The organism is Wenxinia marina DSM 24838 (assembly GCF_000379485.1).
GTDB lineage: Bacteria > Pseudomonadota > Alphaproteobacteria > Rhodobacterales > Rhodobacteraceae > Wenxinia > Wenxinia marina.
This window is the reverse complement of the sequence record NZ_KB902280.1, coordinates 12,360-37,737: the sequence shown is the minus strand read 5'-3', so window position 1 is coordinate 37,737 and position 25,378 is coordinate 12,360. Positions and strand designations below refer to the sequence as shown.

At 71.5% G+C, this 25,378-nt stretch carries 19 protein-coding genes; 8 read left to right on the top strand and 11 right to left on the bottom strand.

From position 1 onward, the window contains the following. The 6 genes from rlmH to A37W_RS20995 all read left to right on the top strand — a co-directional run bounded on the left by rlmH (position 1) and on the right by A37W_RS20995 (position 5,865). Complete coding sequence (rlmH, locus tag A37W_RS0104985) at positions 1-471, top strand: 23S rRNA (pseudouridine(1915)-N(3))-methyltransferase RlmH (protein ID WP_018301926.1); 471 nt, start codon at positions 1-3, stop codon at positions 469-471. Positions 472-656: 185 nt separating this feature from the next. Then, positions 657-2,183 carry a 2,3-bisphosphoglycerate-independent phosphoglycerate mutase gene (gpmI, locus tag A37W_RS0104980; RefSeq protein ID WP_018301925.1) on the top strand — a complete coding sequence of 509 codons (1,527 nt, stop codon included), beginning with the start codon at positions 657-659 and terminating at the stop codon, positions 2,181-2,183. Next, positions 2,180-3,310 carry a murein hydrolase activator EnvC family protein gene (locus A37W_RS0104975; RefSeq protein ID WP_018301924.1) on the top strand — a complete coding sequence of 377 codons (1,131 nt, stop codon included), beginning with the start codon at positions 2,180-2,182 and terminating at the stop codon, positions 3,308-3,310. The genes gpmI and A37W_RS0104975 overlap by 4 nt, the downstream gene beginning before the upstream one ends. A gap of 47 nt (positions 3,311-3,357) precedes the next feature. Beyond that, a complete protein-coding gene (locus A37W_RS0104970; protein WP_018301923.1) occupies positions 3,358-4,734 on the top strand; it encodes a S41 family peptidase in 1,377 nt (458 codons plus the stop codon). Continuing rightward, entirely contained in the window at positions 4,731-5,213 is a 483-nt protein-coding gene (locus A37W_RS0104965; RefSeq protein ID WP_018301922.1) for an RNA pyrophosphohydrolase, read from the top strand. Before A37W_RS0104970 ends, A37W_RS0104965 begins: the two co-directional genes overlap by 4 nt. A gap of 166 nt (positions 5,214-5,379) precedes the next feature. Next, positions 5,380-5,865 carry a hypothetical protein gene (locus A37W_RS20995; protein ID WP_018301921.1) on the top strand — a complete coding sequence of 162 codons (486 nt, stop codon included), beginning with the start codon at positions 5,380-5,382 and terminating at the stop codon, positions 5,863-5,865. 339 nt (positions 5,866-6,204) lie between these two features. Here A37W_RS20995 and A37W_RS0104955 read toward each other — a convergent pair whose 3' ends face one another. The 4 genes from A37W_RS0104955 to dapE all read right to left on the bottom strand — a co-directional run bounded on the left by A37W_RS0104955 (position 6,205) and on the right by dapE (position 11,249). After that, positions 6,205-7,449 carry a lytic murein transglycosylase gene (locus A37W_RS0104955; protein ID WP_026198304.1) on the bottom strand — a complete coding sequence of 415 codons (1,245 nt, stop codon included), beginning with the start codon at positions 7,447-7,449 and terminating at the stop codon, positions 6,205-6,207. A gap of 103 nt (positions 7,450-7,552) precedes the next feature. Next, entirely contained in the window at positions 7,553-7,708 is a 156-nt protein-coding gene (locus A37W_RS23660; protein ID WP_018301919.1) for a hypothetical protein, read from the bottom strand. A gap of 13 nt (positions 7,709-7,721) precedes the next feature. Continuing rightward, complete coding sequence (rnr, locus tag A37W_RS0104945; protein ID WP_018301918.1) at positions 7,722-9,983, bottom strand: ribonuclease R; 2,262 nt, start codon at positions 9,981-9,983, stop codon at positions 7,722-7,724. A 120-nt stretch (positions 9,984-10,103) separates the two neighbouring features. Further along, positions 10,104-11,249 carry a succinyl-diaminopimelate desuccinylase gene (gene dapE, locus A37W_RS0104940; protein ID WP_018301917.1) on the bottom strand — a complete coding sequence of 382 codons (1,146 nt, stop codon included), beginning with the start codon at positions 11,247-11,249 and terminating at the stop codon, positions 10,104-10,106. Between the two features lie 159 nt (positions 11,250-11,408). On the opposite strand from dapE, the gene A37W_RS22710 reads away from it, so the two are divergent. Continuing rightward, positions 11,409-12,521, top strand: coding sequence for a Hint domain-containing protein (locus tag A37W_RS22710; protein ID WP_018301916.1), 1,113 nt, complete (start codon positions 11,409-11,411; stop codon positions 12,519-12,521). 7 nt (positions 12,522-12,528) lie between these two features. On the opposite strand, the gene A37W_RS0104930 is transcribed toward A37W_RS22710, so the two are convergent. Genes A37W_RS0104930 through A37W_RS0104920 form a run of 3 tightly spaced genes read right to left on the bottom strand, consistent with a single transcriptional unit; the run spans position 12,529 to position 16,081 of the window. After that, on the bottom strand, positions 12,529-14,142 hold the full coding sequence (locus tag A37W_RS0104930; RefSeq protein ID WP_018301915.1) for an ABC transporter ATP-binding protein: 1,614 nt from the start codon (positions 14,140-14,142) through the stop codon (positions 12,529-12,531). Continuing rightward, positions 14,142-15,104 carry an ABC transporter permease gene (locus tag A37W_RS0104925; protein WP_018301914.1) on the bottom strand — a complete coding sequence of 321 codons (963 nt, stop codon included), beginning with the start codon at positions 15,102-15,104 and terminating at the stop codon, positions 14,142-14,144. Before A37W_RS0104925 ends, A37W_RS0104930 begins: the two co-directional genes overlap by 1 nt. Next, positions 15,101-16,081 carry an ABC transporter permease gene (locus A37W_RS0104920; RefSeq protein WP_018301913.1) on the bottom strand — a complete coding sequence of 327 codons (981 nt, stop codon included), beginning with the start codon at positions 16,079-16,081 and terminating at the stop codon, positions 15,101-15,103. Before A37W_RS0104920 ends, A37W_RS0104925 begins: the two co-directional genes overlap by 4 nt. Before the next feature lie 311 nt (positions 16,082-16,392). On the opposite strand from A37W_RS0104920, the gene A37W_RS0104915 reads away from it, so the two are divergent. Continuing rightward, the gene (locus tag A37W_RS0104915) at positions 16,393-17,931 is read left to right on the top strand and encodes an ABC transporter substrate-binding protein (RefSeq protein ID WP_018301912.1); all 1,539 of its coding nucleotides are present in this window, start codon (positions 16,393-16,395) and stop codon (positions 17,929-17,931) included. Between the two features lie 240 nt (positions 17,932-18,171). Here A37W_RS0104915 and A37W_RS0104910 read toward each other — a convergent pair whose 3' ends face one another. The 4 genes from A37W_RS0104910 to gcvP form a co-directional block, all read right to left on the bottom strand. Continuing rightward, positions 18,172-20,172 carry a CocE/NonD family hydrolase gene (locus A37W_RS0104910; protein ID WP_018301911.1) on the bottom strand — a complete coding sequence of 667 codons (2,001 nt, stop codon included), beginning with the start codon at positions 20,170-20,172 and terminating at the stop codon, positions 18,172-18,174. Between the two features lie 209 nt (positions 20,173-20,381). Further along, positions 20,382-21,809, bottom strand: coding sequence for an FAD-binding oxidoreductase (locus A37W_RS0104905; protein ID WP_018301910.1), 1,428 nt, complete (start codon positions 21,807-21,809; stop codon positions 20,382-20,384). A 285-nt stretch (positions 21,810-22,094) separates the two neighbouring features. Beyond that, positions 22,095-22,499: a carboxymuconolactone decarboxylase family protein gene (locus A37W_RS0104900; RefSeq protein WP_018301909.1), complete on the bottom strand. Its 405-nt coding sequence runs from the start codon at positions 22,497-22,499 to the stop codon at positions 22,095-22,097. Then, the gene (gene gcvP, locus A37W_RS0104895; protein WP_018301908.1) at positions 22,496-25,345 is read right to left on the bottom strand and encodes an aminomethyl-transferring glycine dehydrogenase; all 2,850 of its coding nucleotides are present in this window, start codon (positions 25,343-25,345) and stop codon (positions 22,496-22,498) included. Before gcvP ends, A37W_RS0104900 begins: the two co-directional genes overlap by 4 nt. Positions 25,346-25,378 lie beyond the last annotated feature (33 nt).

Sequence of the window (25,378 nt, the reverse complement as noted above, 5' to 3'; positions counted from 1 at the left end):
GTGAAGGTCCTCGTCGGCGCCGTCGGCCGCCTCCGGGCGGGGCCGGAGCGCGACCTGGTGGACGACTACCTGCAACGCTTCGACCGCTCCGGGCGGGCCCTCGGCCTCGGCCCGGCGTCGGTCGTGGAGGTGGACGACCGCAAGGGCGGCGGGATGGCGGCGGAGGGGGCACTGCTGGCGCGGGCGATCCCGGACGGCGCGGCGGTCTGCGCGCTGGACGAGCGGGGGCGGACGATGTCCTCGCCGGAGTTCGCGAATCTGCTCGGCGGCTGGCGCGACGCGGGCCGGGCGACGGCGGCCTTCGTGATCGGCGGGGCGGACGGACTGGACCCGGGCCTGCGGAACCGGGCGGACGCGGTCCTGTCCTTCGGGGCGATGGTCTGGCCGCACATGCTGGTCCGCGTGATGCTGGCCGAGCAGCTGTACCGGGCGGGGCAGATCCTCGCACGCACGCCCTATCACCGGGCGTGATCCGGCGGAGCGCCTGACGGCGCGTTCCCCTGTCTCGCCGCCGGAGGCGGCTCGGGTGAGGGGCGCTGCCCCTCGCGTTCGGCTCACCCCGGAGGTATTTGAATGCAAGATAGGGGAGCGGGCGTGTTTGCATGCATCCGCGGGCGCGCCTAGAACGTCCCCGTCCGGCCCGAGGAGAGCCAGCCATGAGCCATCCCAAGCCCGTCGTCCTGTGCATCCTCGACGGATGGGGCCTGCGCGAGGCGCGCGAGGCGAACGCGCCCGCGCTGGCCGACACGCCCGCCTTCGACCGGATCATGGCGACCTGCCCGCACGCGACGCTGACCACGTTCGGTCCCGACGTCGGCCTGCCGAAGGGGCAGATGGGCAATTCCGAGGTCGGGCACACCAACATCGGCGCGGGCCGCGTGGTGGCGATGGATCTGGGCCAGATCGACCTCGCCATCGAGGAGCATTCGTTCGAGGAGCGGCCGGCGCTGCGGGACTTCATCGAGACGCTGAAGGAGAGCGGCGGGACGGCCCACATCCTGGGCGTGATCTCGGACGGCGGGGTGCACGGGCACATCGCCCACGTCCTCGCCGCCGCGCGGATCGTGGCCGAGGCGGGCGTGCCGGTGGTGATCCACGCGATCACCGACGGGCGGGACGTGCCGCCGCGCTCGGCCGACGGGTTCATGCCGACGCTGACCTCGGGCCTGCCCCAGGGCGCCATCGTCGGGACGGTGACGGGGCGGTATTTCGCGATGGACCGGGACAACCGCTGGGGCCGGGTCGAGACGGCGTACCGCGCGATGGTCGAAGGGCGCGGCGAGCGGACGGCGGACAGCGCAGAGGAGGCGGTGGACAAGGCCTATGCCGCGGACGAGGGCGACGAGTTCATCCAGGCGACGGTGATCGGCGACTACTCGGGGATGACGCCGGCGGACGGCGTGTTCTGCACCAACTTCCGCGCCGACCGGGCGCGGGAGATCCTGCGCGCCATCGCCGCCCCGGACTTCGACGGCTTCGACCGCGGGCCGGTGCCGGAGTTGGCGGCGCGGCTGGGGATGGTGGACTATTCCGAAGACCACGACGCCTGGTACACGACCGTCTTTCCCAAGCAGGAGATCGTGAACACGATCGGCGAGTGGGTCGCGGCCAGGGGGTTGCGGCAGTTCCGGCTGGCAGAGACCGAGAAGTACCCGCACGTGACCTTCTTCCTCAACGGCGGGCGCGAGGAGCCGTTCGCCGGCGAGGACCGCAAGATGCCGAAGTCGCCAGACGTCGCGACCTACGACCTGCAGCCCGAGATGAGCGCGGGCGAGGTGTCGGACGCCTTCGTGGGCGCCATCGAGGCCGGGTACGACCTGATCGTCGTGAACTACGCGAACCCGGACATGGTGGGGCACACCGGCGATATCGATGCCGCCATCGCCGCCTGCGAGGCGGTGGACCAGGGGCTCGGCCGCGCGCTGGAGGCGCTGGAGGCGGCGGGCGGCGCGATGGTCGTCACCGCCGACCACGGCAATTGCGAGACGATGGTCGACCCCGAGACCGGCAAGCCGCACACGGCGCACACGACGAACCCGGTGCCGGTGGTCGTCGTCGGCGCGCCGGAGGGGGTGACCGGCCTGCGGGACGGGCGGCTGGCGGACCTGGCGCCCACGCTGCTGGACCTGATGGGGGTGGAGCTGCCGCCCGAGATGACGGGGCGGAGCCTGCTGGTGCGATGAGGCGCCTGCTCGCGGCGGGCGCCGCTGTCTTGTTGACGCTGCCGGCGCTGGCCGAGGTGGATACCGCCGCGGCCGCCCGCGACGCGGCCGAGCGGCTGGCGGCGGCGGGCGAGCGTCTGGCCGGCGCGGGCGAGGGCGCGACCGAGCGGATCGAGGCGCTGAGCGAGACGGTCCGCGCCTACGAGGAGGGGCTGACCGCCCTGCGCGAGGGCCTGCGCCGGGTGGCGATCCGCCAGCAGTCGCTGGAGGCCGAGCTGGCGGGGCAGGAGGAGGATCTGTCGGAACTGCTCGCCACGTTGCAGACGATGGCGCGGGCGCCGGCGCCGATGCTGCTGCTGCATCCGAACGGGCCGCTGGGCACGGCCCGGGGCGGCCTGCTGGCCGCCGACGTGGCACCGGCGATCCAGGCCCGCGTGGATGCGCTGAAGGAGGACCTGCAGGAACTGTCCGAGCTGCGGGCGCTGCAGGATTCGGCGGCCGGCACGCTGGCCGAGGGTCTGGAAGGCGCGCAGGAGGCGCGGGCGGCGCTGGCCGAGGCGGCGCAGAACCGCGAGGACCTGCCCCGCCGCTTCACCGAGGATCCGGTCCGGACCGCTCTCCTCGTCGCGTCGACCGAGACGCTGGACGCCTTCGCCGGCGGCCTCGCCGAGACGGTGGACCGCGAACTGCGCAACATCATCCCCGACGCGACCCAGCGGAAGGGCACCCTGCGTCTGCCGGTGGAGGGCCGGGTGATCCGCGGCGCCGGCGAGGCCGACGCCTCGGGCGTCCAGCGGCCCGGGATCATCGTCGCCACGCCGCCGCGGGCGCTCGTGACGAGTCCCGCCGCCGCGACGATCCGCTTCCGCGGCCCGCTCCTCGACTACGGCAACGTGCTGATCCTCGAACCTGCGCCGGACGTCCTGATGATCTTCGCCGGACTGGCCGAGAGTTTCGGCGAGGCGGGACAGGTGGTGCCGGAGGGCGCGCCGATCGGCCTGATGGGCGGCGAGACGCCGGGCGTTGACGCGATATTGACTGAAACGCGGGCAGGTGGCGGTGCCAACCGGTCCGAAACCCTGTATCTGGAAGTGCGCGAAGGGCAGGCGCCGGTGGACCCGGCGGGCTGGTTCGACATCGGGCAGTGACGGGCGGGCGCCGGGAACGCGGCGCCGCCTTCGAGGGGAGAGCAGACATGCGCAAGTTCTTGATGGCCGCCGCGGGCGGCGTGGTCCTCGGCCTCGTGGCGACCACCCAGGTCGCCGGCCCGCTGCTGGCGCAGGAGCAGTCGTCCAGCGTGTACGAGCAGCTCGACCTGTTCGGCGACATCTTCGAGCGCATCCGCGCCCAGTACGTCGAGGAGGTCGACGAGAGCGAGCTGATCGAGGCGGCGATCAACGGCATGCTCACCTCTCTCGACCCCCATTCAGGTTATCTCTCGACCGAGGACGCCGCCGCGATGCGGGTGCAGACGAGGGGCGAGTTCGGCGGCCTCGGCATCGAGGTCACGCAGGAAGAGGGCTGGGTGAAGGTCGTCTCGCCGATGGACGGCACCCCGGCCGACGCCGCGGGCATCGAGGCGGGCGACTTCATCACCGCCGTCGACGGCGAGTCGGTCCTCGGCCTCACGCTCGACGAAGCGGTCGAGATGATGCGCGGGCCCGTGGGCAGCGAGATCGTCATCACCATCGTCCGCGAGGGCGAGGAAGAGGCGTTCGACGTGAGCCTGATCCGCGACACGATCCGCCTGCAGGCGGTGCGCGCCCGGACCGAGGGGCACACCGTCGTCCTGCGGATCACCACCTTCTCGGACCAGACCTTCCCCAACATGCAGGAGAGCCTGGCCGAGCAGATCGACGCCGCCGGCGGCATCGAGAACATCAACGGCATCGTCCTCGATCTGCGCAACAACCCCGGCGGCCTGCTGAACCAGGCGGTCTACGTGGCCGACGCCTTCCTCGACGCGGGCGAGATCGTGTCGACCCGCGGCCGCGACCCCGAGGACGGCGACCGCTACAACGCGACGCCCGGAGACCTGATCGAGGGGCTGCCGATCGTGGTGCTCATCAACGGCGGCTCCGCCTCGGCGTCCGAGATCGTGGCCGGCGCCCTTCAGGACCACCGCCGCGCGATCGTGGTGGGCGAGCAGTCGTTCGGCAAGGGCTCGGTCCAGACGGTCATGCCGCTGCGCGGGGACGCCGCGATGCGGCTGACGACGGCGCGCTACTACACGCCGTCCGGCCGGTCGATCCAGGCGCTGGGCATCGCGCCCGACATCCTGGTCGCACAACCCCGGCCGGCACCGGTGGACGAGGATGCCGAGGACGAGGCGGCGACGCCGATCTTCCGCTCCGAGGCGGACCTGCGCGGCGCACTGGACAACGACTCGCTCTCCGAGGACGAGCTGCGGCTTCTCGAGGAAGAGCGTGACCGGGCCGAGGCGTCCGCCGCGCTGCGGGAAGAGGACTACCAGCTCGCCTATGCGATCGACATCCTGAAGGGGCTGTCGGCGCTGGGGCCGCAGGTCAACGCGCCGATGCAGCAGCGGGCCGAGGCGGCGGCCGACCAGTGACACCGGACGAGGCCGCGGCGCTGCCCTACCGCCCCTGCGTCGGCGTGATGCTGGCGGACGGACGGGGCCGCGTCTTCGTCGGGCAGCGCGCCGACATGGACGAGCCCGCCTGGCAGATGCCGCAGGGCGGGATCGACGAGGGCGAGGACGTGCCCACCGCCGCCCTGCGCGAGCTGGAGGAGGAGATCGGCCTCCCCGCCGCCCGGGTCCGGATCGAGGCGGTGACGGAGAAGCCCGTGACCTACGACCTGCCGGCCGAGCTGATCGGCAAGGCGTTCAAGGGGCGCTATCGCGGCCAGTCGCAGCACTGGGTGCTGATGCGGTTCCTTGGCACCGACGACGAGATCGACCTTCAGACCGCGCACCCCGAATTCTCGTCCTGGCGCTGGGTCGCGCCGGACGAGGCGCTGGCGCTGATCGTGCCGTTCAAGCGCGGCGTCTACGAGGCCGCGCTGGCAGAACTGGGGCCGGCCATCTGATCCGGCGGTGGCCGGCGACGATGAAGCTGCCCCGGTGCCCGTCCGCGACATCGGCCTCTGCGCCGGCGCCGCCATCCGATCACCGGCCCGCGCGAGCGTCGTGATATGGTCTAGCGGAGCGCCGGGGACGATACCGGCCCCACACGTTGCATCCCGGAGTTCACCCATGCGCGTCTCCTGTCTCGCCCTTCTCCTCGGCGCCCTCGCGCCCCTTCCGGCGTCGGCCCTGTCCTGCCTGCCGCCGAATCCTACCCGGACCTACGGCACCGCAGACGCGGCGGAGGAGAGCTACGTCGTCCTCCTCGGCACGCTCTCCTTCGACGCGGCGTGGCCAGACCGGCTGGTCATGACCGACGGCCCGCCGGACGAGACGTTCCGGACCGAAGGCCGGTTCGAGGGGATGTCCCTCGCCGCGGACGGGTTCACGACCCCCTACGCCTCGGCCGTCGAGGTGGTGGAGGAGTGCGCGGGTCCGTGGTGCGGTCAGCTGTCCAGCGGGGCCGAGGTGCTGGCCTTCGCCCGGGTGGGCGAGGACGGCGTGCCGCAGATCCTGGCCGACCCGTGCGGGTTCTGGACGTTCGTCGCGCCGACGGAGGAGCAGGTGGCGGCGGTGACGGCCTGCGCCGGGCGCGACACCTGCGCGGTGGAGTGAATGGGCGCCCCTTCAGGCCGATTGGAGCTGGATAGGCGCAGAGCGACGGAGGGCAGCGGGTGGCCGCGGTCAGCGGCTCCCGACGGTCATGATACGCGCTTTGTTGCGCCGCACCGGATGACCTCGCCGGCGCGCACGAACCTCACCGAAGCGGCTGGCGGGGGGGCGGCCAGCCGCTGCCCAAGCCGCTTGCGCGGCTGATTCCGGGCGGGGCGGGGTCGTCACGGCTGGGAGCCTGAGGGCACGGATCAGGCTCGCATGGACGTGGAACGCGCGTTCGACGCCAGTGTCGAGTTGGCGCTTCAAGCCGATTGCAGCCGGTTCCCTGCCCGTCGCCCCTTACCCCCCAAGCGCCCGCAGAAGGGCCAGCGACGGGTCGCCCGTCACCGTCTGGCCGTTCGCCTGCTGCCACGCCCGGATCGCGGCGAGCGTCGCCGGACCCAGCCGCCCGTCGATCTCGTCCGAGTAGTAGCCGGCGGAGGCGAGGCGGCGCTGGATCTCCATCCGCTCCGGCTCGGTCAGCGCGCGCTCGCCGGCGGGCCAGACCGTCTGGAACGGCGCGCCGCCCTTCAGCCGGTCGCTGAGGTAGCCGACCGCCACCACGTAGGCGGCGGCGTTGTTGTAGCGGCGGATCGCCTCGGCATTGCGGAAGATCATGAAGGCGGGGCCGGAGGCGCCGTCGGGGCGCAGGATCTCGGCGCTGCCGTAGTTCGGGATCGACCGCCCGTCGGCCGCCACGATGCCGCGCGCCGCCCAGGCGTCGGGGCTGGCGCTGCCGCCGGTGGAGGCGCCGTCCGGCACCCGCACCTCGATCCCCCACGGCCGCCCGCGTTGCCAGCCGGAGTTCTGCAGGTAGCGGGCGGTGGAGGCGAGCGCGTCGGTGGGGTCGTCAGACCAGATGTCGCGCCGTCCGTCGCCGCGGAAGTCGGCGGCGAGCGACTGGTACGAGGTCGGGATGAACTGCGTGTGCCCCATCGCGCCGGCCCAGCTGCCGGTCATCCTCTCTGGCGTGACGTCGCCGTTCTGCAGGATGCGCAGCGCCGCGACCAGCTGCTCGGCGAAGAAGGACGACCGCGAGCCGGCCATCGCCAGCGTCGCCAGCGCGTCCACCGTGGGTATGGTGCCGCGGCGGGCGCCGTACTGGCTCTCCAGGCCCCAGATGGCGACGACGACCTCGCGGTCGACGTTGTAGCGCGCCTCGATCTCGGACAGCAGGCCGGCGTACTGCGACAGCATCCGCTGCCCCTCGGCGATGCGGGTGTCGGTGACGGCGTTGCCGAGATACTGGCGCAGGGTGCGACTGAACTCGGGCTGGTTGCGCTGGCTGTCGATCACGTCGGGGCGGTAGTCCGCGTTCGCGAAGGCGCGGTCGAACGTGGCGGCGGAGATGCCGGCGTTCAGCGCACGCGGCCGGAAGCCGGCGGTCCACTCGCGGAAGGCGGCGGTCTGGGCGGGCGTCGCCTGCACCACCGGGGCGGGGGCCGGGGCCGTCGAGGACGGCTGCGACATCGGCGCGCCGCCGCAGGATGCGACGAGCGCCAGCGCCGCCATCAGGAACGCGCCCTTGCGCAGATTGACCGCCATGACCGTCTCCACTCGTGTTCTGCCTCGGGGCGAGCCTAGCGCGGCGGGGCAGGGGGACGAAAGGGCCGGCGGGGGCGGCGGGCGGAACGCCGCCTCGGCCCGGTCAGCCGCGCCTCATCGCCACGATCCCCGCGACGAGGGCGACGCCTGCGACGATCCCGGTCGCGATGCGACCGTCGAGGCCGAAGAGGTTCAGAAGGATCATGCTCAGAACGATGAGGCCCGCGAGAAGGCCGGCAAGGACGAGAAAGGTGCGCATGGGCCGGGACACCCTAGTGCCGCGTCCGGCTGCGCCGGACCTTGCGGTCCCTGACGCCCTTCTTGCGCTTCGCCTCGCCGGGCCGGCGGGGCGGGCGGCCCTTGCCGCGGCCCTTCGCCGGACCCCGGCCGACCGCCGCGTCGTCGAGCGTCAGCAGCTCGGCGATCAGCCCGCCGGAGACCGGCGCGGCCTCTTCCAGCCGCACCAGCGCGCGCTGGCCGATCGTGATGACCGTGCCGCTGTCCGCGCCCATCAGGCTCTGGCTGTCGCGGTCGTAGTGCCAGTATTCGCCGCCGATCCGGCTCATCGGGACCAGCGCGTCGGCGCCCGTCCCGTCGAGCTTCACGAAGAGGCCGGCGCGGGAGATGCCGGCGACGCGGCCGCCGATCTCGGTCCCGATCCGGTCGGCGAGGTAGGCGGCGAGGTAGCGGTCCACCGTGTCCCGCTCCGCCGCCATCGAGCGCCGCTCGGTCTGCGAGATCAGTTCGGCCGTCCGCTCCAGCGTGTCCTCGTCCTCGGCCGACAGGCCGTCGTCGCCCCACTTGTGAGCGCTGATGAGCGCGCGGTGCACGATCAGGTCGGAGTAGCGGCGGATCGGCGAGGTGAAGTGCGCGTAGTTGCGCAGCGCCAGGCCGAAATGGCCGAAGTTCTCGGGGTTATAGTAGGCCTGCGTCATGGCGCGGAGGGTCGCCATGTTGATGAGCTCCGCCTCGTCCGTGCCCTCGGCCTGCGACAGAAGCCGGTTCAGGTGAGCCGTCTTCAGCACCTGCCCCTTGGCCAGCGTCAGGCCCGACGCCTCGGCCACCTCGCGAAGCGCCTCCAGCCGCTCGGGGTCCGGCTCCTCGTGGACGCGGAAGAGCAGCGGCGTCTTCTTCGCCACCAGCGTCTCGGCGGCGGCGACGTTGGCGAGGACCATGAACTCCTCGATCAGCCGGTGCGCGTCCAGCCGCTCCTTGAAGGCGACGGAGGTGACGTTGCCCTGCTCGTCCAGCTCGATCCGCCGCTCGGGCAGGTCGAGGTCGAGGGGCTGGCGCGACTCGCGCGCGCGGCGGAGCGCGGCGTAGGCGTCGTAGAGGGTGCGCAGGGTCGGCAGCAGCGGCTCGGTCCGGTCGGACGGGGCGCCGTCCAGCGCCGCCTGCACCTCGCGGTAGGCGAGCGACCCGCGCGAGCGCATGAGGCCGCGGTGGAAGTCGTGGCCGATCTTCTCGCCCGCCGCGTTGATCCGCATCCGCACCGCGATCACCGCCCGCGGCACGTCCTGGTGCAGCGAGCAGAGGTCGCCGGACAGCCGGTCGGGCAGCATCGGCACCACCCGGTCGGGGAAGTAGGTGGAGTTTCCCCGCAGCCGCGCCTCGCGGTCGAGGGCGGAGCCGGGGCGGACGTAGGCCGCCACGTCGGCGATGGCGACCCAGAGGACGAAGCCGCCGGGGTTCGTCGCCTCGTCGTCGGGCAGCGCGAGGACCGCGTCGTCGCGGTCGCGGGCGTCCTCGGGGTCGATGGTCAGCAGGTCGATGTCCTGCAGGTCCTCGCGCCCCTTCAGACCCACCGGCTTCGCCGCGTCGGCCTCGTCCAGCACGTCCTGCGGGAAGGCGTCGGGGATGCCGTGCTCGTGGATCGCGATGAGCGATACGGATTTCGGCGCCGCCGGATCGCCGAGGCGGCGGACGATCCGCGCCTTCGGCAGGCCGAGGCGGCCCTTGGGGCCGGCCTGCTCGGCCTCCACCAGCTCGCCGTCGCGGGCGCCGTTCTCGGCGCCCTTGGCGACGGTCCATTGCCGGCCCTCGCCCTTTTGCACCGGGACGATGCGCCCGCCCTCGGCGTCGCGGCGGTAGACGCCGAGCACCCGGTTCGGCGCAGCGGCGATGCGGCGGATCATCCGGGCGGTGTAGTCCTGCTCCTCGCCCGGCGTCTCGGTCAGGCGGCCGAGCAGGCGGTCGCCCTCGGTGAGCGCCGGGTCCCCGTCGCGCGGCAGGATCAGGATGCGGGGCTCCGCCCCCTCGCCGTGCCATTCCATCGGCTTGGCGTAGAGATCGCCGTCGGCGGTCGGCGCCAGCACGGTCAGGACGGTGACGGGCGGCAGCTTCTCGGGGTCGCGGTAGCCGTGGCGCTTCTTCTCGAGGTGACCGTCCTCGGCCATCTCCTTCAGCATGCGCTTCAGCTCGATCCGCAGCGCGCCCTTGATGCCGAACGCCTTGGCGATGTCGCGCTTGGCGGTCAGGCCGGGATTGTCGGCGATCCATTTCAGGATCGCGTCCTTGGTGGGAAGCTCGCTCATGGGGGCGCACCTAGCACGGGGGGCGGGGCGCGTCACCGGGCGTCGGAAGGGGGCGCTGCCCCCCTTGGCCTGACGGCCAATTCCCCCCGGAGGTATTTGGAGCAAGATAGGGGAACAGGGTCAGGCGAAGAAGGACCGCAGCACCCGGGCGTAGACCGCCTTCAGCGCGTGGATCTGGGCGATCTCGACCTTCTCGTCGACGCCGTGCATGCCGCGGCCGACGAGGCCGAACTCCACCACCGGGCAGTGCACCCTGACGAAGCGGGCGTCGGAGGTGCCGCCGGACGTGGAGAGGACGGGGCGCAGGCCGGTCTCGGCCTCTACCGCGGCGGCGACGAGGTCGGACAGGGGGCCGGGCGGGGTGAGGAAGGCTTCGCCGGAGACCTTCACGGCGAGGTCGACGGTCACGTCGAACTCCCCCGCGACGCGGTCGCACTCTTCCCGCAGCCAGTCGGTCAGCGAGGCGCCGGTGTGGCGGTCGTTGAAGCGGATGTTAATCGTGGCGCGGGTCTGGCGGGGGATCACGTTGGTGGCCGGGTTGCCGGTGTCGATGGTGACGACGGCCAGCGTCGAGGGGTCGAAATGGTCGGTCCCCTCGTCCAGCGTCTCCGACGCGAGGCGGTCCATCAGCCGCGCCATCGCGGGCAGCGGATTCCTCGCGCGGTGCGGGTAGGCGGAGTGGCCCTGGACGCCGGTGACCGTGACATGCGCGTTCAGAGAGCCGCGGCGGCCGATCTTCATCATCTCGCCGAAGGTCTCGGGGCAGGTCGGCTCGCCCACGAGGCAGGCGTCCATGCGCTCGCCCTGCGCCGCCATCCAGTCCAGCAGCGCGGTGGTGCCGTCGGTCGCGTCGCCTTCCTCGTCGCCGGTGATGGCGAGGATCACGGCGCCGTCCGGGGGCGTGTCGCGGACGAAATCGCAGGCGGCGGCGGCGAAGGCGGCGACGCCGGACTTCATGTCGACGGCGCCGCGGCCCCAGAGGTGGCCGTCGCGTTCCTCGGCGCCGAAGGGGTCGGCGGTCCATTCGGCGCGGTCGCCGACCGGCACGACGTCGGTATGGCCGTTGAAGCCGAAGTTGCGGGCGGCGCCCCTGTCGCCCCACCGGGCGAAGAGGTTGGCGGTGCCGCCGCGGTCCACGCGGGTGCAGGCGAAGCCGGCGTCCGTCAGCACCTCCTCCAGCAGCGTCAGCGCGCCGCCCTCCTCGGGCGTGACCGAGGGGCAGCGGATGAGGCGGGCGGTGAGGTCGGCGGGGTCGACGGGGCTCATGCCGCCTGACTAGCCGGCGGTGCGCGGGCTGGCCAGTGGCCGGCGGCGCGTCCGCGCTCGGTTCCGGTCACAGGCAGGACAAGGGATTACCTCCGGCGGGGCAGGAGGGCGCCTCAATCGTCGGCAACCATGACGGCAGGACGGCGGGATTGTTCAGGCATGGTCGACGAGGTGAGGCAGGATCCCGAGGTGAGGGCGGGCACGGACGGGCCGGACTGGATCGCGATGCGCGACCGGTTCGGGGCGCGGCTCGGCGAGGACGGGCGGGGCGGATCTTCCCCTGGGAGCGGGCTGGCCGAGTGCGGGACCCTGATGGCCGAGTGCCGCTTCGACGCGACCGAGAGCGCGCAGAATCTTGTGCGCGCCGCCGGCCGGGAAACGGGCATGCCGGGCTTCGTCCTGCGCGCCGACCCGCGCGGCGGGGTGCGGGTGGTCATCCGCCAGGGCGCGCGCAGCCAGGAGATCCGGCTCGAGACGCAGGCGATTCCGGGAGAGCAGCTGCGCATCGTCTGGCGCTGGGACGCCGCGGCGGGGCCCGGCGCGCTGGCCGTTCATGCTCTCGACCGGGACGTGTTCTGGGCGATGACGGCCGATCGGCCGCTGCCCCTGCCGGTCCGCGACCTGCACCGTCTGATCACGGACGCGGCGACGCGCATCGACCCGTCGGTCGATGCGGTCGCCGTGGCAGAGGGCCTGCTGCCCCTCGGACCGCTGCCGACCCTGTCACCCGACCTGCCGGTCGAGTCGCCGTCCGGCGCCGCGCCGGTCGGTGCGCTGAGGCGGGGCGACACGGTCCTGACCGCGGACGGCGGCACCGCGCGGGTGCTGCGGACCGTGCGCCAGCCGCTGCCGGCGCTGGGCGGCTTCGCGCCGGTGCTGATGCGGGCGCCCTACAACGGTCTGCGCGAGGATATCGTCGTCGCCGCCGAGCAGCGGGTGCGGATCGCGGGAAGCGAGGTCGAGTACCTGTTCGCCGAGCCCGAGGCGACGGCGGCCGCGAGCGACCTTGTCGACGGCAGGGCGGTGCAGCGGCTGGACGGGCCGGGGGTCCGGGACTGGGCGCAGGTCGTGCTGGATCGGCCGGCGGCGCTGCTGAGCGCCGGTCTGGCGCTGGAGCCGATGACGCCCGACGCGCTGCTGTGCCGTCCGGGCGCGCTGCCCCACTCTCTTCTCGCCGAGCTCGACGTCGACACGCTCCGCGCCGCGCGGACCCGGCCGCCGCGGCTCCGCAGCTACGAGACGCAGTCGTGGCGGCAGGCCCGCGCCGCCTGAGCCGCGGTCAGGGCGTCAGCTGGCGCCGCTCGGCGATGGCCTGGCTCAGCCAGCCCGGCTCCATCTTCGGGACCGAGGACAGGAGAAGTTCGGTATAGTCGGGATGCGGCGGCGAGAAGATCTCTTCCTTGCGCCCCTGCTCGACCACGCTGCCCTGGTACATCACCACCACCTCGTCGGCGATCGCCTGCACGGTGGCGATGTCGTGGGTGATGAAGATGTAGCTGACCCCGAGCTCCTTCTGCAGCCGCAGCAGCAGCTTGAGGATCCCCTCCTGCACGATCTGGTCGAGGGCGGACGTCACCTCGTCGCAGATGATGAGGTCGGGGTTCGGGGCCAGCGCGCGGGCGATGCAGATGCGCTGCTTCTGGCCCCCCGACAATTCGCCGGGGAAGCGGTCCGAGAAGCTCTCGTCCAGCTCGATCAGGTCCAGGAGTTCGGCGACCCGGGCGCGCACCTCGCTGCGGCTCGCGCCGTGATAGAAGGCGACGGGCCGGCCGATGATCTCGCCCACGGTCTGGCGCGGGTTCATGGCGGTGTCGGCCATCTGGTAGATCATCTGGATGCGGCGCAGCTGTTCGCGGCTGCGCCCGGCGAGGGTGGGCGGCAGCGGCTCGCCGTCGAACAGCACCTCGCCCCGGCTGGGCGGCAGGAGGCCGGTGACGACCCGCGCCGTCGTCGACTTGCCGGACCCGGATTCGCCGACCAGCGCTACGGTCTTGCCCCGCGGCACGGCGATCGAGACGTTCTTCAGCACCGGGACCTTGCCGTAGGCGGCGGTGACGTTCCGGATCTGCAGGATCTTGTCGTCCGAGGTCTCGCCCGGCTTTTCCAGCGAGCGGACGGCCCAGAGCGACCTGGTGTAGGTCTCCTTCGGCGCGGTCAGCATCGTGTGCGTGTCCGCCTCCTCGACCTCCTCGCCGTAGCGCAGCACCTTGATGCGGTCGGCCATCTGCGCGACGACCGCGAGGTCGTGGGTGATGTAGATCGCGGCGGTGCCGAACTGCTCGATCGCCTTGCGCATCGCGGCGAGGACGTTGACCTGCGTCGTGACGTCGAGCGCGGTCGTCGGCTCGTCGAAGATGATGAGGTCGGGCTTGGACGCCATGGCCATCGCCGTCATCGCGCGCTGCAGCTGGCCGCCCGACACCTGGTGCGGAAAGCGGTCGCCGATCCGGTCGGGGTTCGGCAGGTCCATCGCGGCGTACAGCTCGCGGGCGTAGGCCTCGGCCTCCTTGCGGCCGAGCTGGCCGCGGCGGACCGCGACCTCGGTCGTCTGGTCGAGGAGGGTGTGCGCGGGGTTGAAGGCGGCGGCGGCGGACTGCGCGACATAGGCGATGCGGCTGCCGCGGAGGCGCTGCTTCTGCCGCTCGGACAGCTTGCGCAGGTCCTGGCCGTCGAACACGATCTCGCCGCCCTTGATGCGGGTGCCGGGCCGCGCGTAGCCCATCGCGGCGAGGCCGAGCGTCGACTTGCCGGCGCCGGACTCGCCGATCAGGCCGAGGACCTCGCCGTGCTTCAGCGACAGGTCGACGCCCTTGATGATGTCGTGCCAGCGCTCGTCGGACCAGCCGTCGATCTCGACGCCGCGCATCCTGAGGAGAAGGTCGTCGTTCGCCATCAATGCTCGTCCTTCAGGCCGCTGGTCTTGTGCAGGAACCAGTCCACGACGAAGTTCACCGCGATCGTCAGGATCGCGATCGCCGCCGCCGGCAGGAGCGGGGTCAGCGCCGCCTTGAGGTCGTACTGCGCGAACTGGATCAGCGAGGCGTTGTCCCGCACCATGGAGCCCCAGTCCGCGGTCGGCGGCTGGATCCCGAGGCCGAGGAACGACAGGGCCGCGACGGTCAGGAACACGAAGCAGAACCGCAGGCCGAACTCGGCCACGAGGGGCGGCATGATGTTGGGCAGGATCTCGCGCCGCATGATCCAGGCGAGGCCCTCGCCCCGCAGGCGCGCGGCCTCCACGAACTCCATCACCACGACGTTCATCGCGACCGCGCGGGTCAGGCGGAAGACGCGGGTGCTGTCGAGGACGGCGATGATGCAGATCAGCGACGGCACCGAGGAGCCGAAGATCGACAGCAGCATCAGCGCGAAGATCAGCGACGGGATCGCCATCAGCACGTCGACGAGGCGCGACAGGATCTGGTCGGTCCAGCCGCGCAGGACCGCCGCCGTCAGCGCGAGCCCGCCGCCGATGGCGAAGGCCAGCAGCGTGGTCGCCAGCGCGATGCCGATCGTGTTGCGGGCGCCGTAGATCAGGCGCGAGAAGATGTCCCGCCCGATCTGGTCGGTGCCGAACACGTGCTCGGCCGACCAGGGCGCGTAGGGCTGGGCGAAGACCTCGGCCTCGCCGTAGGGCGCCAGCAGCGGCGCGAAGATCGCGACGATGGCGTAGATCGCGATGAGGACCATGCCGATCCAGGCCGAGATCGGCGCCTTTCTCAGCGACAGCCACGCCCGCTCTCGCCGGGTGCGGCGCAGCTTGACCTGCGACACTTCCGAGGCGGCGGAGTAGTCCTCTTCGGCCGCGTCGGTCGGCGCGAACTCGTCCGGGGTCTTGGCCGTTGTATCGGTCATCGCGGGTGCAGCAGCCTCGGGTTGGTGACGATGGAGATGATGTCGGCCATCAGGTTCAGCAGGATGTACGTGGCCGCGAAGATCAGCGCGCAGGCCTGCACGACGGGGATGTCGCGGTTCGTCACCGCGTCGACCATCAGCTGGCCGATGCCGGGATAGACGAACACCACCTCGACCACGACGACGCCGACGACGAGGTAGGCGAGGTTGAAGGCGATGACGTTGACGATGGGCGCCCAGGCGTTCGGCAGCGCGTGCTTGAGGATCACGGTCCGCGCCGGCAGGCCCTTGAGCCGGGCCATCTCGATGTAGGGCTGGGCGAGGAGGTTGATGATCGCCGCCCGCGTCATCCGCATCATGTGCGCCACGATTACCAGCATCAGCGTCGTGGCGGGCAGGATGCAGCGGTAGACCCGCTCCCAGAACGGCATGTCGGGGCGGACGTTCGCGAGGCTGGGAAAGACCGGCCACAGCGAGGCGAAGACGAGGATCAGGATGTAGGCGACGAAGAACTCGGGCATCGAGATCGTCGCCAGGGTCGAGGCGCTGACGCCCTTGTCGTAGGCCGTGTTGCGCCACAGCGCCGCGGTGATCCCCAGGAACAGCGCCAGCGGCACCGCGACGATCGCCGTCATCGAGGCGAGGAACAGCGTGTTCTCCAGCCGCGGCGCGATCAGCGCGATCACCTCGCGCGAGCGGTCGACGCCCGAGGCGGCCCGTCCCGAGAAGGAGGTGCCGAAATCGCCCGTCACCACGCCGCCGATCCAGTCGACGTAGCGGACGATGGCGGGCTGATCGAGGCCCAGCTCGCGGCGGAAGGCGGTCACCGTCTCTTCCGTCGCGGCCTGGCCGAGGACGGCCTGGGTGAAATCGCCCGGCAGCATCTCGATCGCCGAGAAGATCACAACCGACACCAGGAACAGCGTCATCAGGCCGAGCGCGAGTCGTTGAAGCACGGTCTTCAGGACCGGATGCATGGCGAAACGTTCCCCGTTATTCTGGCCGCCTTTGGCAGCTCTTCGTTCTTGGTGCGCCCCTCCCGGGCGCGCCGGCAGGCTAGGACAGACCGGCCGGGGCTGCAAACGTGACGGGCGTTCGATCTCGCGGACCGTCACGTTTTCGAAGCATCGGCTTGCAATCCTGCCCTATAGACGTTCAAGATTGACTCGCCAGTCAACTACAAATCCAAAACAGGGGAGGGGCGACACCGATGCGAGATCGGAAAGCTCTCTATATCGACAGACAAACCGCGAAGTATGCGCGGGGTCACATCGACCGGCGCAGCTTCATGACCTCGATCATCGCCGCCGGCGTCACGATCCCGGCTGCGATGGGTCTGGCGACCCGCGTCGAGGCGCAGACGCCGCAGTCGGGAGGCACGCTGAAGTACGGCATGGCCGCCGGCTCCACCACCGACAGCCTCGATCCGGCGACCTACGAGAACGACTTCTCGGTCATGACCGGCTTTTCCTACGGCAACGCACTGACCGAGGTCGGCCCCGACGGCATCCTGCGCGCCGAGCTCGCCGAGAGCTTCGAGCCGCGCGAGTCCGGCGCCGTCTGGGCGTTCAAGCTGCGCCCGGGGGTGGAGTTCCACAACGGCAAGTCGCTGACGCCCGAGGACGTGATCGCCTCGATCAACTATCACCGGGGCGAGAACTCGACCTCGGCGGCGAAGGGCATCCTGAACCCGGTCGTCGACATCACCAAGGAAGGCGAGGACACCGTCGTCTTCACCCTCGACGGGCCGAACGCGGACTTCCCCTACGTGGTGTCCGACTACCACCTGCTGATCCTGCCGTCCGAAAACGGCGAGATCGACCCGACCGCCGGCATCGGCACCGGCGGCTACATCATCGAGAATTACGAGCCGGGCGTGCGCCTGATCTCGTCGAAGAACCCGAACTACTTCAAGGAAGGCGCCGCCCACTTCGACGGGATCGAGCTGCTGTCCATCATCGACGTCACCGCGCGCCAGAACGCGCTGATGTCGGGCGAGGTCAACGCAGCCGAGCGTCTGGATCCCAAGACCGTCGCGCTGGTCGCGCGGAACCCCGCGATCGAGATCCTCGAGAAGACGGGCTACCTGCACTACACCTTCCCGATGCGTCTCGACACGCCGCCGTTCGACAACTTCGACCTGCGGATGGCGCTGAAGCTGGCGATCAACCGGGACGAGTTGGTCGAGAAGGTGCTGCTGGGCCACGGCGCGGTCGGCAACGACCACCCGATCAGCCCCGCGGTGCCGTTCCATGCCGAAGGCCTGAACCAGCGCACCTACGATCCCGACGAGGCGCGGTCCTACTATGAGAAGTCGGGCCATTCCGGGCCGATCCAGCTGTCCACCTCGGACGCCGCCTTCGCCGGCGCGGTCGACGCGGCGCAGCTGATCCAGGCCTCGGCCGCCGCCGCGGGCATCGAGATCGAGGTCGTGCGCGAGCCGGCCGACGGCTACTGGTCCAACGTCTGGAACAAGAAGGGCTGGTGCGCCTGCTACTGGTCCGGCCGCCCGACGCAGGACTGGATGTACACCTCGGCCTACACCGACGACACCGAGTGGAACGACACCGCCTGGCGCAACACCGAGGCGGCGGACCGGTTCAACGAGCTGGTGGTCGCGGCGCGGTCCGAGCTGGACGAGGCGAAGCGCGCCGAGATGTACTTCGAGACCCAGCAGCTCATCCACGAGGACGGCGGGGCCATCGTGCCGATGTTCGCGAACTACATCATGGGCCTGGGCGAGGGTCTCGCGCATGGCGAGGAAGTCGCCGCGAACTGGGCCAACGATGGCAACAAGGCCACCGAGCGCTGGTGGTTCGAGTCCTGATCGTCAGGCGCTGACGACGGACGCGGCGGCCCTTCGGGGCCGCCGTTTGCTTTTCGGGTCGCAGGGTTGCGGGGGCGCGAGGCCCCGGGTCAGGCCCGGGGCGGGGTTTCGGGGGGCTGCCGGCATGAGCGCCCGCAGCCGTTCTTGCACCGGCCAATCCTCAAGCAAGGTCGCCCCGGCCTTGAGCCGGGGCCCCGATGGGCATGAGGCGGGCGGCTGCCCGCCGCCGCCCGGCCCGCTTCACATGTTGTCGCGGGCGATCCTCCGGTCCCACGCCTTCGCGAACACCTCCTCGTCGCCCTCGAAGGCCTTCAGCGTCGCCGTCAGGTGCCAGTGCGTCTCGTCCGCCCGCAGCGCCGTCTCGCATTCCGTGCGGACCCGCCAGTCTCCGCGGTCCATCTCCTCTGTCCAGCGCATCTCGGCCCGCGCCGAGGTGGGCGCGGAGGGGCGGATGGTCCAGCGCTCCTCCGACCGCCCGCGCGTGGCGAGGCAGTGGGCGCGGTCGCGCAGGTGGCCGGTATCGTTGGTGACGGTCATGACCGATTCTCCGGTCGCCAGATCCACCTCGCGGCGGCGGGTGCATCTGCCGGGCGTCTCCTCCTCCGCATCCCAGGCCGGCGCCGCCTCGGGCGGCTCGAAGTGCCATTCCGGACCGTTCGACAGGGGCCGCACCGGCAGCTCCAGCCGCCCGGCGCGCAGCGACAGCTCCACCGGCTCGGGCGAGGGCCAGAGGAACGGCCAGTAGGCGGTGGAGATCGCGACGCGCAGCCGGTGCCCGGCCGGCAGGCGGTAGGCGCACTGGTCGAGCGTCACGGTCACCTCGACCTCCTCGTCAGGGACCAGCGGCACCGGCTCTGCCGGGCCGTCCCGGTGCGCCAGGTTCAGGAAACCGTAGGAGATCAGCGCCGACGTCCCGTCCGGGAACACGCCGGTCAGCCGCACCGCCACCTGCGCCTGCGGCGCGTCGGCGGCGAGGCGCAGCCGGACGACGGGCGCGCCGACGATGTCCGTCGGCTCGGGCGCGAGGGGTCCGTCGAAGCAGACCGACAGCGCGTCGTCCGGCCGCTGGTCCAGCGGCAGCTCGGGGCCGTAGGCGAAGGGAAAGTACTCCCCCGTCGCCTGCCCGCAATCCGCCGGCGACGAGACGCGCCGGTCGAGCGGGCCGTCATGCGTCGTCAGGCCCTCCTGCGTCAGGTGGAACACCTCGGCCGGGATCCGCGGCGACGGCCATTCCGCCTCGGCGATCCAGCGACCGGGGCGCTCGTCCAGCCAGGCGCGGGGCTGGATCCCGTCCATCAGCCACAGGCGCATCGCCGGGTCGTCCTCGACCCCGGTCTCGATCCCCTTGAGCCAGCGGTCCCACCAGCGCAGCGCCTCCTGCAGGAAGCCGATCGCCGGCTCGGGTCCGGCGAAATGCGGGTACTTGTGGATCCAGGGCCCGACGATGCCCTTCACCGGCGCCTTCAGGTTCGACACAAGGTTCGCCGGCGTGTTGCGGTAGCCGTCGTGCCAGCCGCCGACCGTCAGCACGGCCGCCTCGATCGCCGACCAGTCCTCGCAGACCGATCCGTGCCGCCAGTAGGCGTCCCGGCGCTGGTGCGACAGCCACTCCTCCAGAAGGAAGGGCTGGTTCTCCAGCCGGTGCAGCCACGTCTCGCGCCAGCCGTCGCCGACGATCTCGGGGTCCGGCGGGCGCGAGGAATAGGCCAGCATCTGCGACGCCCAGCCGAGGTTCTCGCCCAGCTGGCAGCCGCCCTTGTAGTGGATGTCGTCGGCGAACCGGTCGGCGGTCGAGCAGATCGAGATGACGGCCTTCAGCCCCTCGGGCCGCAGCGCCGCCACCTGCAGCGAGTTGAAGCCGCCCCACGAGATGCCCATCATCCCCGCCGTGCCGCTGCACCAGGGCTGCGCCCGCGCCCATGCGATTACGTCGCACGCGTCCTGCAGCTCCTGCGGCGTGTACTCGTCGGCCATCAGCCCCTCGCTGTCGCCATTGCCGCGCATGTCGACGCGCAGGCACGCATAGCCGTGGCCGGCGAGGTAGGGATGCGTCAGCTCGTCCCGGGCGATGGTCCCGTCGCGCTTGCGGTAGGGCAGATGCTCCAGGATCAGCGGGACCGGGTCGGCCCCGGCATCCTGCGGCAGCCACAGGCGGGCGGACAGGCGGGTGCCGTCGGGCATCTCGATCCGGATGTCCTCGTGGACCTCGATCGGGCGGGGGAAGTCGGTGACGTGTCTCATGGCGCGGAGCCTAGGGCGGCCGGCGGGGGACGGCGAGGGACGGCGAGGGGCGTGCGGTGGGGAACGGCGGATAGTTGCGAGGGTGGGAGCGGGGGCGCGAGGTCACCTCGCGGACCGCAACGCGACGGTCAGGTCAGACGCAAAGCCGCCCCGGGCCTGACCCGGGGCCTCGCGGGAGCGATGTGCCCTTTGCCGATCGGGGCCCCGGCTCAGGGCCGGGGCGGGGTCTCTGGTGTCTGCGGCAGGATCTTCCCCGGATTCAGGATGCCGTCGGGGTCCAGCGCCGCCTTGACCGCCCCCATGACGTCCACCGCCGCGCCCCGCTCCTTGCGCAGGTACTTGCGCTTGCCCTGGCCGATTCCGTGCTCGCCGGTGCAGGTGCCGTCCATAGAGATCGCGAGCTCCGCCAGCCAGGCGGTGTAGTCGTCCGCCTTGCGCACGTCGGCGGCGACGTCCGGATCGACCAGCAGCATGACGTGGAAGTTCCCGTCGCCGACATGCCCGACGATGCAGCTGAGCAGGTCCATCTCGCGCGCTTTGTCCTGCGCCGCGCCGACGCACTCCGCCAGGCGCGAGATCGGCACACAGACGTCGGTCGACAGGCCCTTCGCGCCGGGGCGCAGCGCGAGGCCGGCCCAGTAGAAGTCGTGCCGCGCCTGCCACAGACGCGTCCGCTCCTCCGGCGAGGCGGTCCAGGCGAACCCGGTGCCGCCGGCGTCGGCGGCGACCTCTCCGAACGTCTCGGCCTGCTCGGCGACGCCCGCCGCGCTGCCGTGGAACTCCAGCAGCAGGAGCGGCGTCTCGGGGAGGTCGAGGTGCGAATAGGCGTTGCAGGCGCGCACGGCCATCTGGTCCAGCAGCTCGATCCGCGCCACCGGCACGCCCATCTGGATCGTCGCGATCACCGCCTCGCAGGCGGCGTCGACGGTGGGGAACGAGCAGGTGGCGGACGACATCGCCTCGGGGATGCCGTGCAGGCGGAGCGTCAGCTCGGTGATGAGGCCGAGGGTGCCTTCCGAGCCGACGAGCAGGCGCGTCAGGTCGTATCCGGCCGAGGTCTTCCTGGCGCGGCTGGCGGTGCGGATGACCGTGCCGTCGGCCATCACCGCCTCCAGCGCGATGACGTTGTCCTTCATCGTCCCGTAGCGCACGGCGTTGGTGCCCGAGGCCCGCGTCGCGGCCATGCCGCCGAGGGAGGCGTCGGCGCCGGGGTCGATGGGAAAGAACAGGCCCATGTCGCGCAGGTGCGTGTTCAGCTCGGTCCGCGTCACGCCGGGCTGGATGACGACGTCGAGGTCCTCGGGGTGGACGGCGACGATTCGCTTCATCTCGCGGAAGTCGATGCAGATGCCGCCGGCGGGGGCGTTCACGTGCCCCTCCAGCGAGGTGCCGGTGCCGAAGGCGACGACCGGCACGCGGTGCTCGGCGCAGGTGGCGACGATCTGCGACACCTCGTCGGTGGAGCGGGGGAAGGCGACGCCGTCGGGCGCCTGCGTCGGAAGCCACGTGGTGGTGTGGCCGTGCTGCTGCCGCACCGCCTCGCCGGTCTGGAACCGGTCGCCGAGGCGCTGGCGCAGGAGGCCGAGCACGGCGGCGATGCCGTCCTCGTTGCGGGGCAGTTGCTCGTCACGCGGCATGGGCGGTCCTCCCTCGCGGACGTTGCTAAGCCCTGCGCGGAGAGAGGGGAAGGGCGGGGGGCGGTGCGCCTACGCCGGGCCCGAAGGATGCTCGTGGGGCACGGGAGGTTCCTCGGGCGGCGAGAGGCCCCGGCTCAGGGCCGGGGCGGGGTGGACGGGAGGGCGAGGTTGCTTTGCAAAAGATCCCGTCCCGGCCCTGAGCCGGGACCTCGCGCGGCAAGCCCGGCGCTCTGCGGCGAGAGGCCCCGGCTCAGGGCCGGGGCGGGTTTGCCCTCCGATCCGGGCTCACCCCTCGTCCAGCGGCAGCAGCCCTTCCTCTTCCAGCACCCTCCGCGCCACGCGGAAGCACTCCAGCGCCATCGGCACGCCGCAGTAGATGCCGACCGCATGGATCGCCGCGCGCACCTCCTCGGCCGTCACGCCGTTGCGGAGGGCGCCGCGCAGGTGCAGCTCCCACTCCGTCATCCGGCCGAGCGCCGCCAGCATCGACAGGTTCATCAGGCTCCGCGTCTTCGGCGGCAGCGCCTCGTCGCCCCAGCCGAAGCCCCAGCACCAGGCGGTCATCGCCTCCTGCCACGGCCGGGTGAAGGCATCGGCGCCGTCCATGCTGCGCTGCACGTAGTCGGGGCCGAGCGTCGCCTTGCGCTGCTCCAGCCCCTTCAGGAACAGGTCCTCGTCGAACGCGCTCATTCCGCGGCCTCCGCGTACTCTTCCATCGGCGGGCAGGTGCAGATGAAGTGCCGGTCGCCGTAGGCGTTGTCGACACGGTTCACCGGCGGCCAGTACTTGTCCACACGGAACGCGCCGGGCGGGAAGCAGCCGGCCTCGCGGCTGTAGGGCCGGTCCCACTCGCCCACGAGGTCCTCGACCGTGTGGGGCGCGTTCTTCAGCGGGTTGTTCGCGGCGTCCAGCGTGCCGTCCTCGATCGCGCGGATCTCCTCGCGGATCGCCAGCATGGCGTCGCAGAAGCGGTCGAGCTCGGCCTTCGTCTCGCTCTCCGTCGGCTCCACCATCAGCGTCCCCGCCACCGGCCAGCTCATCGTCGGCGCGTGGAAGCCGGCGTCGATCAGGCGCTTGGCGATGTCCTCCACCGTCACGCCGGCCGACTTCTCGAACGGGCGGACGTCGAGGATGCATTCGTGCGCGACCCGGCCGGTGCGGCCGCGGTAGAGGACGGGGAAGGCGTCCTTCAGCCGGTCGGCGATGTAGTTCGCGTTCAGGATCGCGACCCGCGTCGCCTGCGTCAGCCCCTCGCCGCCCATCATCAGCGTGTAGGCCCAGGAGATCGGCAGGATCGAGGGCGAGCCGAAGGGTGCGGCCGAGACCGGGCCGGCGCCCTCCGCCGCGATGGGGTTCCGCGGCAGGTGCGGCGCGAGGTGCGCCTTGACGCCGATCGGCCCCATGCCGGGACCGCCGCCGCCATGCGGGATGCAGAACGTCTTGTGCAGGTTCAGGTGGCTGACGTCGCCGCCGAGGTCGCCGGGCCGGCTCAGTCCGACCATCGCGTTCATGTTGGCGCCGTCGATGTAGACCTGCCCGCCGTTCTCGTGGGCGATGCGGCAAACGTCCCGGACCGTCTCCTCGAACACGCCGTGCGTGCTCGGATAGGTGATCATCACCGCCGCGAGGTTGGCCGCGTGCTGCGTCGCCTTCGCCTCGAAGTCGGCGAGGTCGATGGAGCCCTTCTCGTCGCACTTCACGGGGACGACCTTCCAGCCGACCATCTGCGCCGAGGCGGGGTTGGTGCCGTGGGCGTTCACCGGGATCAGGCAGACGTCGCGGTGCCCCTCGCCGTTCGCGCGCTGGTATTCCGCGATGGTCAGGAGGCCCGCATACTCGCCCTGCGCGCCGGAGTTCGGCTGCATCGACAAGGCGTCGTAGCCGGTGATCGTGCAGAGCTTGGCCGACAGGTCCTCGATCAGCTCGGCGTAGCCCTGCGCCTGGTCGGCGGGGCAGTAGGGGTGCAGGTCGCCGAACTCGGGCCAGGTGACGGGCATCATTTCGGCTGCGGAGTTCAGCTTCATCGTGCAGGAGCCGAGCGGGATCATCGCCCGGTCGAGCGCGAGGTCGCGGTCGGCGAGGCGGCGCATGTAGCGCATCATCTCGGTCTCGGCTCGGTTCATGTGGAAGATCGGGTGCGTGAGGTAGTCCGTCTGCCGGATCATGTCGTCCGGCAGGCGGTAGCGCGGGGTGAAGTCGTCGTCCGGCTTGAAGTGGCCGAAGGCGCGCCAGACGCCCTCGATCGTCGCCGGGCGCGTCGTCTCGTCCAGCGTGATGCCCACGCGGCTCTCGCCGACGGGGCGCAGGTTGATCCCCTCGTCGCGGGCGCTCTTGAGCACCGCCGCCTGCAATGGCCCGACGTCCACCGTCACCGTGTCAAAGAAGTGCTTCGGATCGACCTTGAACCCCGCCGCCTCCAGCCCCTCGGCAAGCCGCACGGTCTTGCGGTGGATGCGCTGGGCGATGGCCTTGAGGCCCTTCGGCCCGTGGAAGACGGCGTACATCGACGCCATGACCGCCAGCAGCGCCTGCGCGGTGCAGACGTTCGAGGTCGCCTTCTCGCGCCGGATATGCTGCTCGCGCGTCTGCAGGGCGAGGCGGTAGGCGCGGTTGCCGCGGGCGTCGACGGAGACGCCGACGAGGCGGCCGGGCATGCCGCGCTTCATCTCGTCCTTGCAGGCCATGTAGGCGGCGTGCGGCCCGCCGTAGCCCATCGGCACTCCGAAGCGCTGGGTGCTGCCCACGGCGATGTCGGCGCCCATCGCGCCCGGCTCCTTGAGCAGCGTCAGGGCGAGCGGGTCGGCCGAGACGACGGCGACCGCACCGGCGGCGTGCAGGGCGGAGATGGCGTCGGTGAAGTCGGTGACGTGGCCGTAGGTGCCGGGATACTGGAAGAGGGCGCCGAAGACCTGATCCGCCTCCAGCTTCGCCGGGTTGCCGACGATCACCTCGATCCCCAGCGGTGCGGCGCGGGTCTTCACCACTGCGATGTTCTGCGGGTGGCAGTCGCGGTCGACGAAGAACGCCCGCGCCTTGGACTTCGCCACGCGCTGCGCCATCGTCATCGCCTCGGCGCAGGCCGTCGCCTCGTCCAGCAGCGAGGCGTTGGCGACCGGCAGGCCGGTCAGGTCGGACACCATCGTCTGGAAGTTCAGCAGGCCCTCGAGCCGGCCCTGGCTGATCTCGGGCTGGTAAGGCGTGTAGGCGGTGTACCAGGCGGGGTTTTCCAGGATGTTGCGCTGGATCGCCGGCGGCGTGACCGTGCCGTGGTAGCCCATCCCGATCAGCGAGCGCAGGACTTTGTTCTTCTTCGCCACCTCGCGCATGTGATGCAGGAGCTCGCGCTCGGACATCGGCTTGCCGAAGTCGAGCGCGGTCTCGGCGCGGATCGCCTTCGGCACCGTGTCCTCGATCAGGGCGTCCAGGCTGTCGGCGCCGACGACCTTCAGCATCTCGGCCATCTCCTCGGGCGAGGGGCCGATGTGGCGGCGGTTGGCGAAGTCGTAGGGCAGGTAGTCCGTGGGTTCGAAGGTCATCGAGGGTCTCCGATGGGAAACGGAAACCGCGCG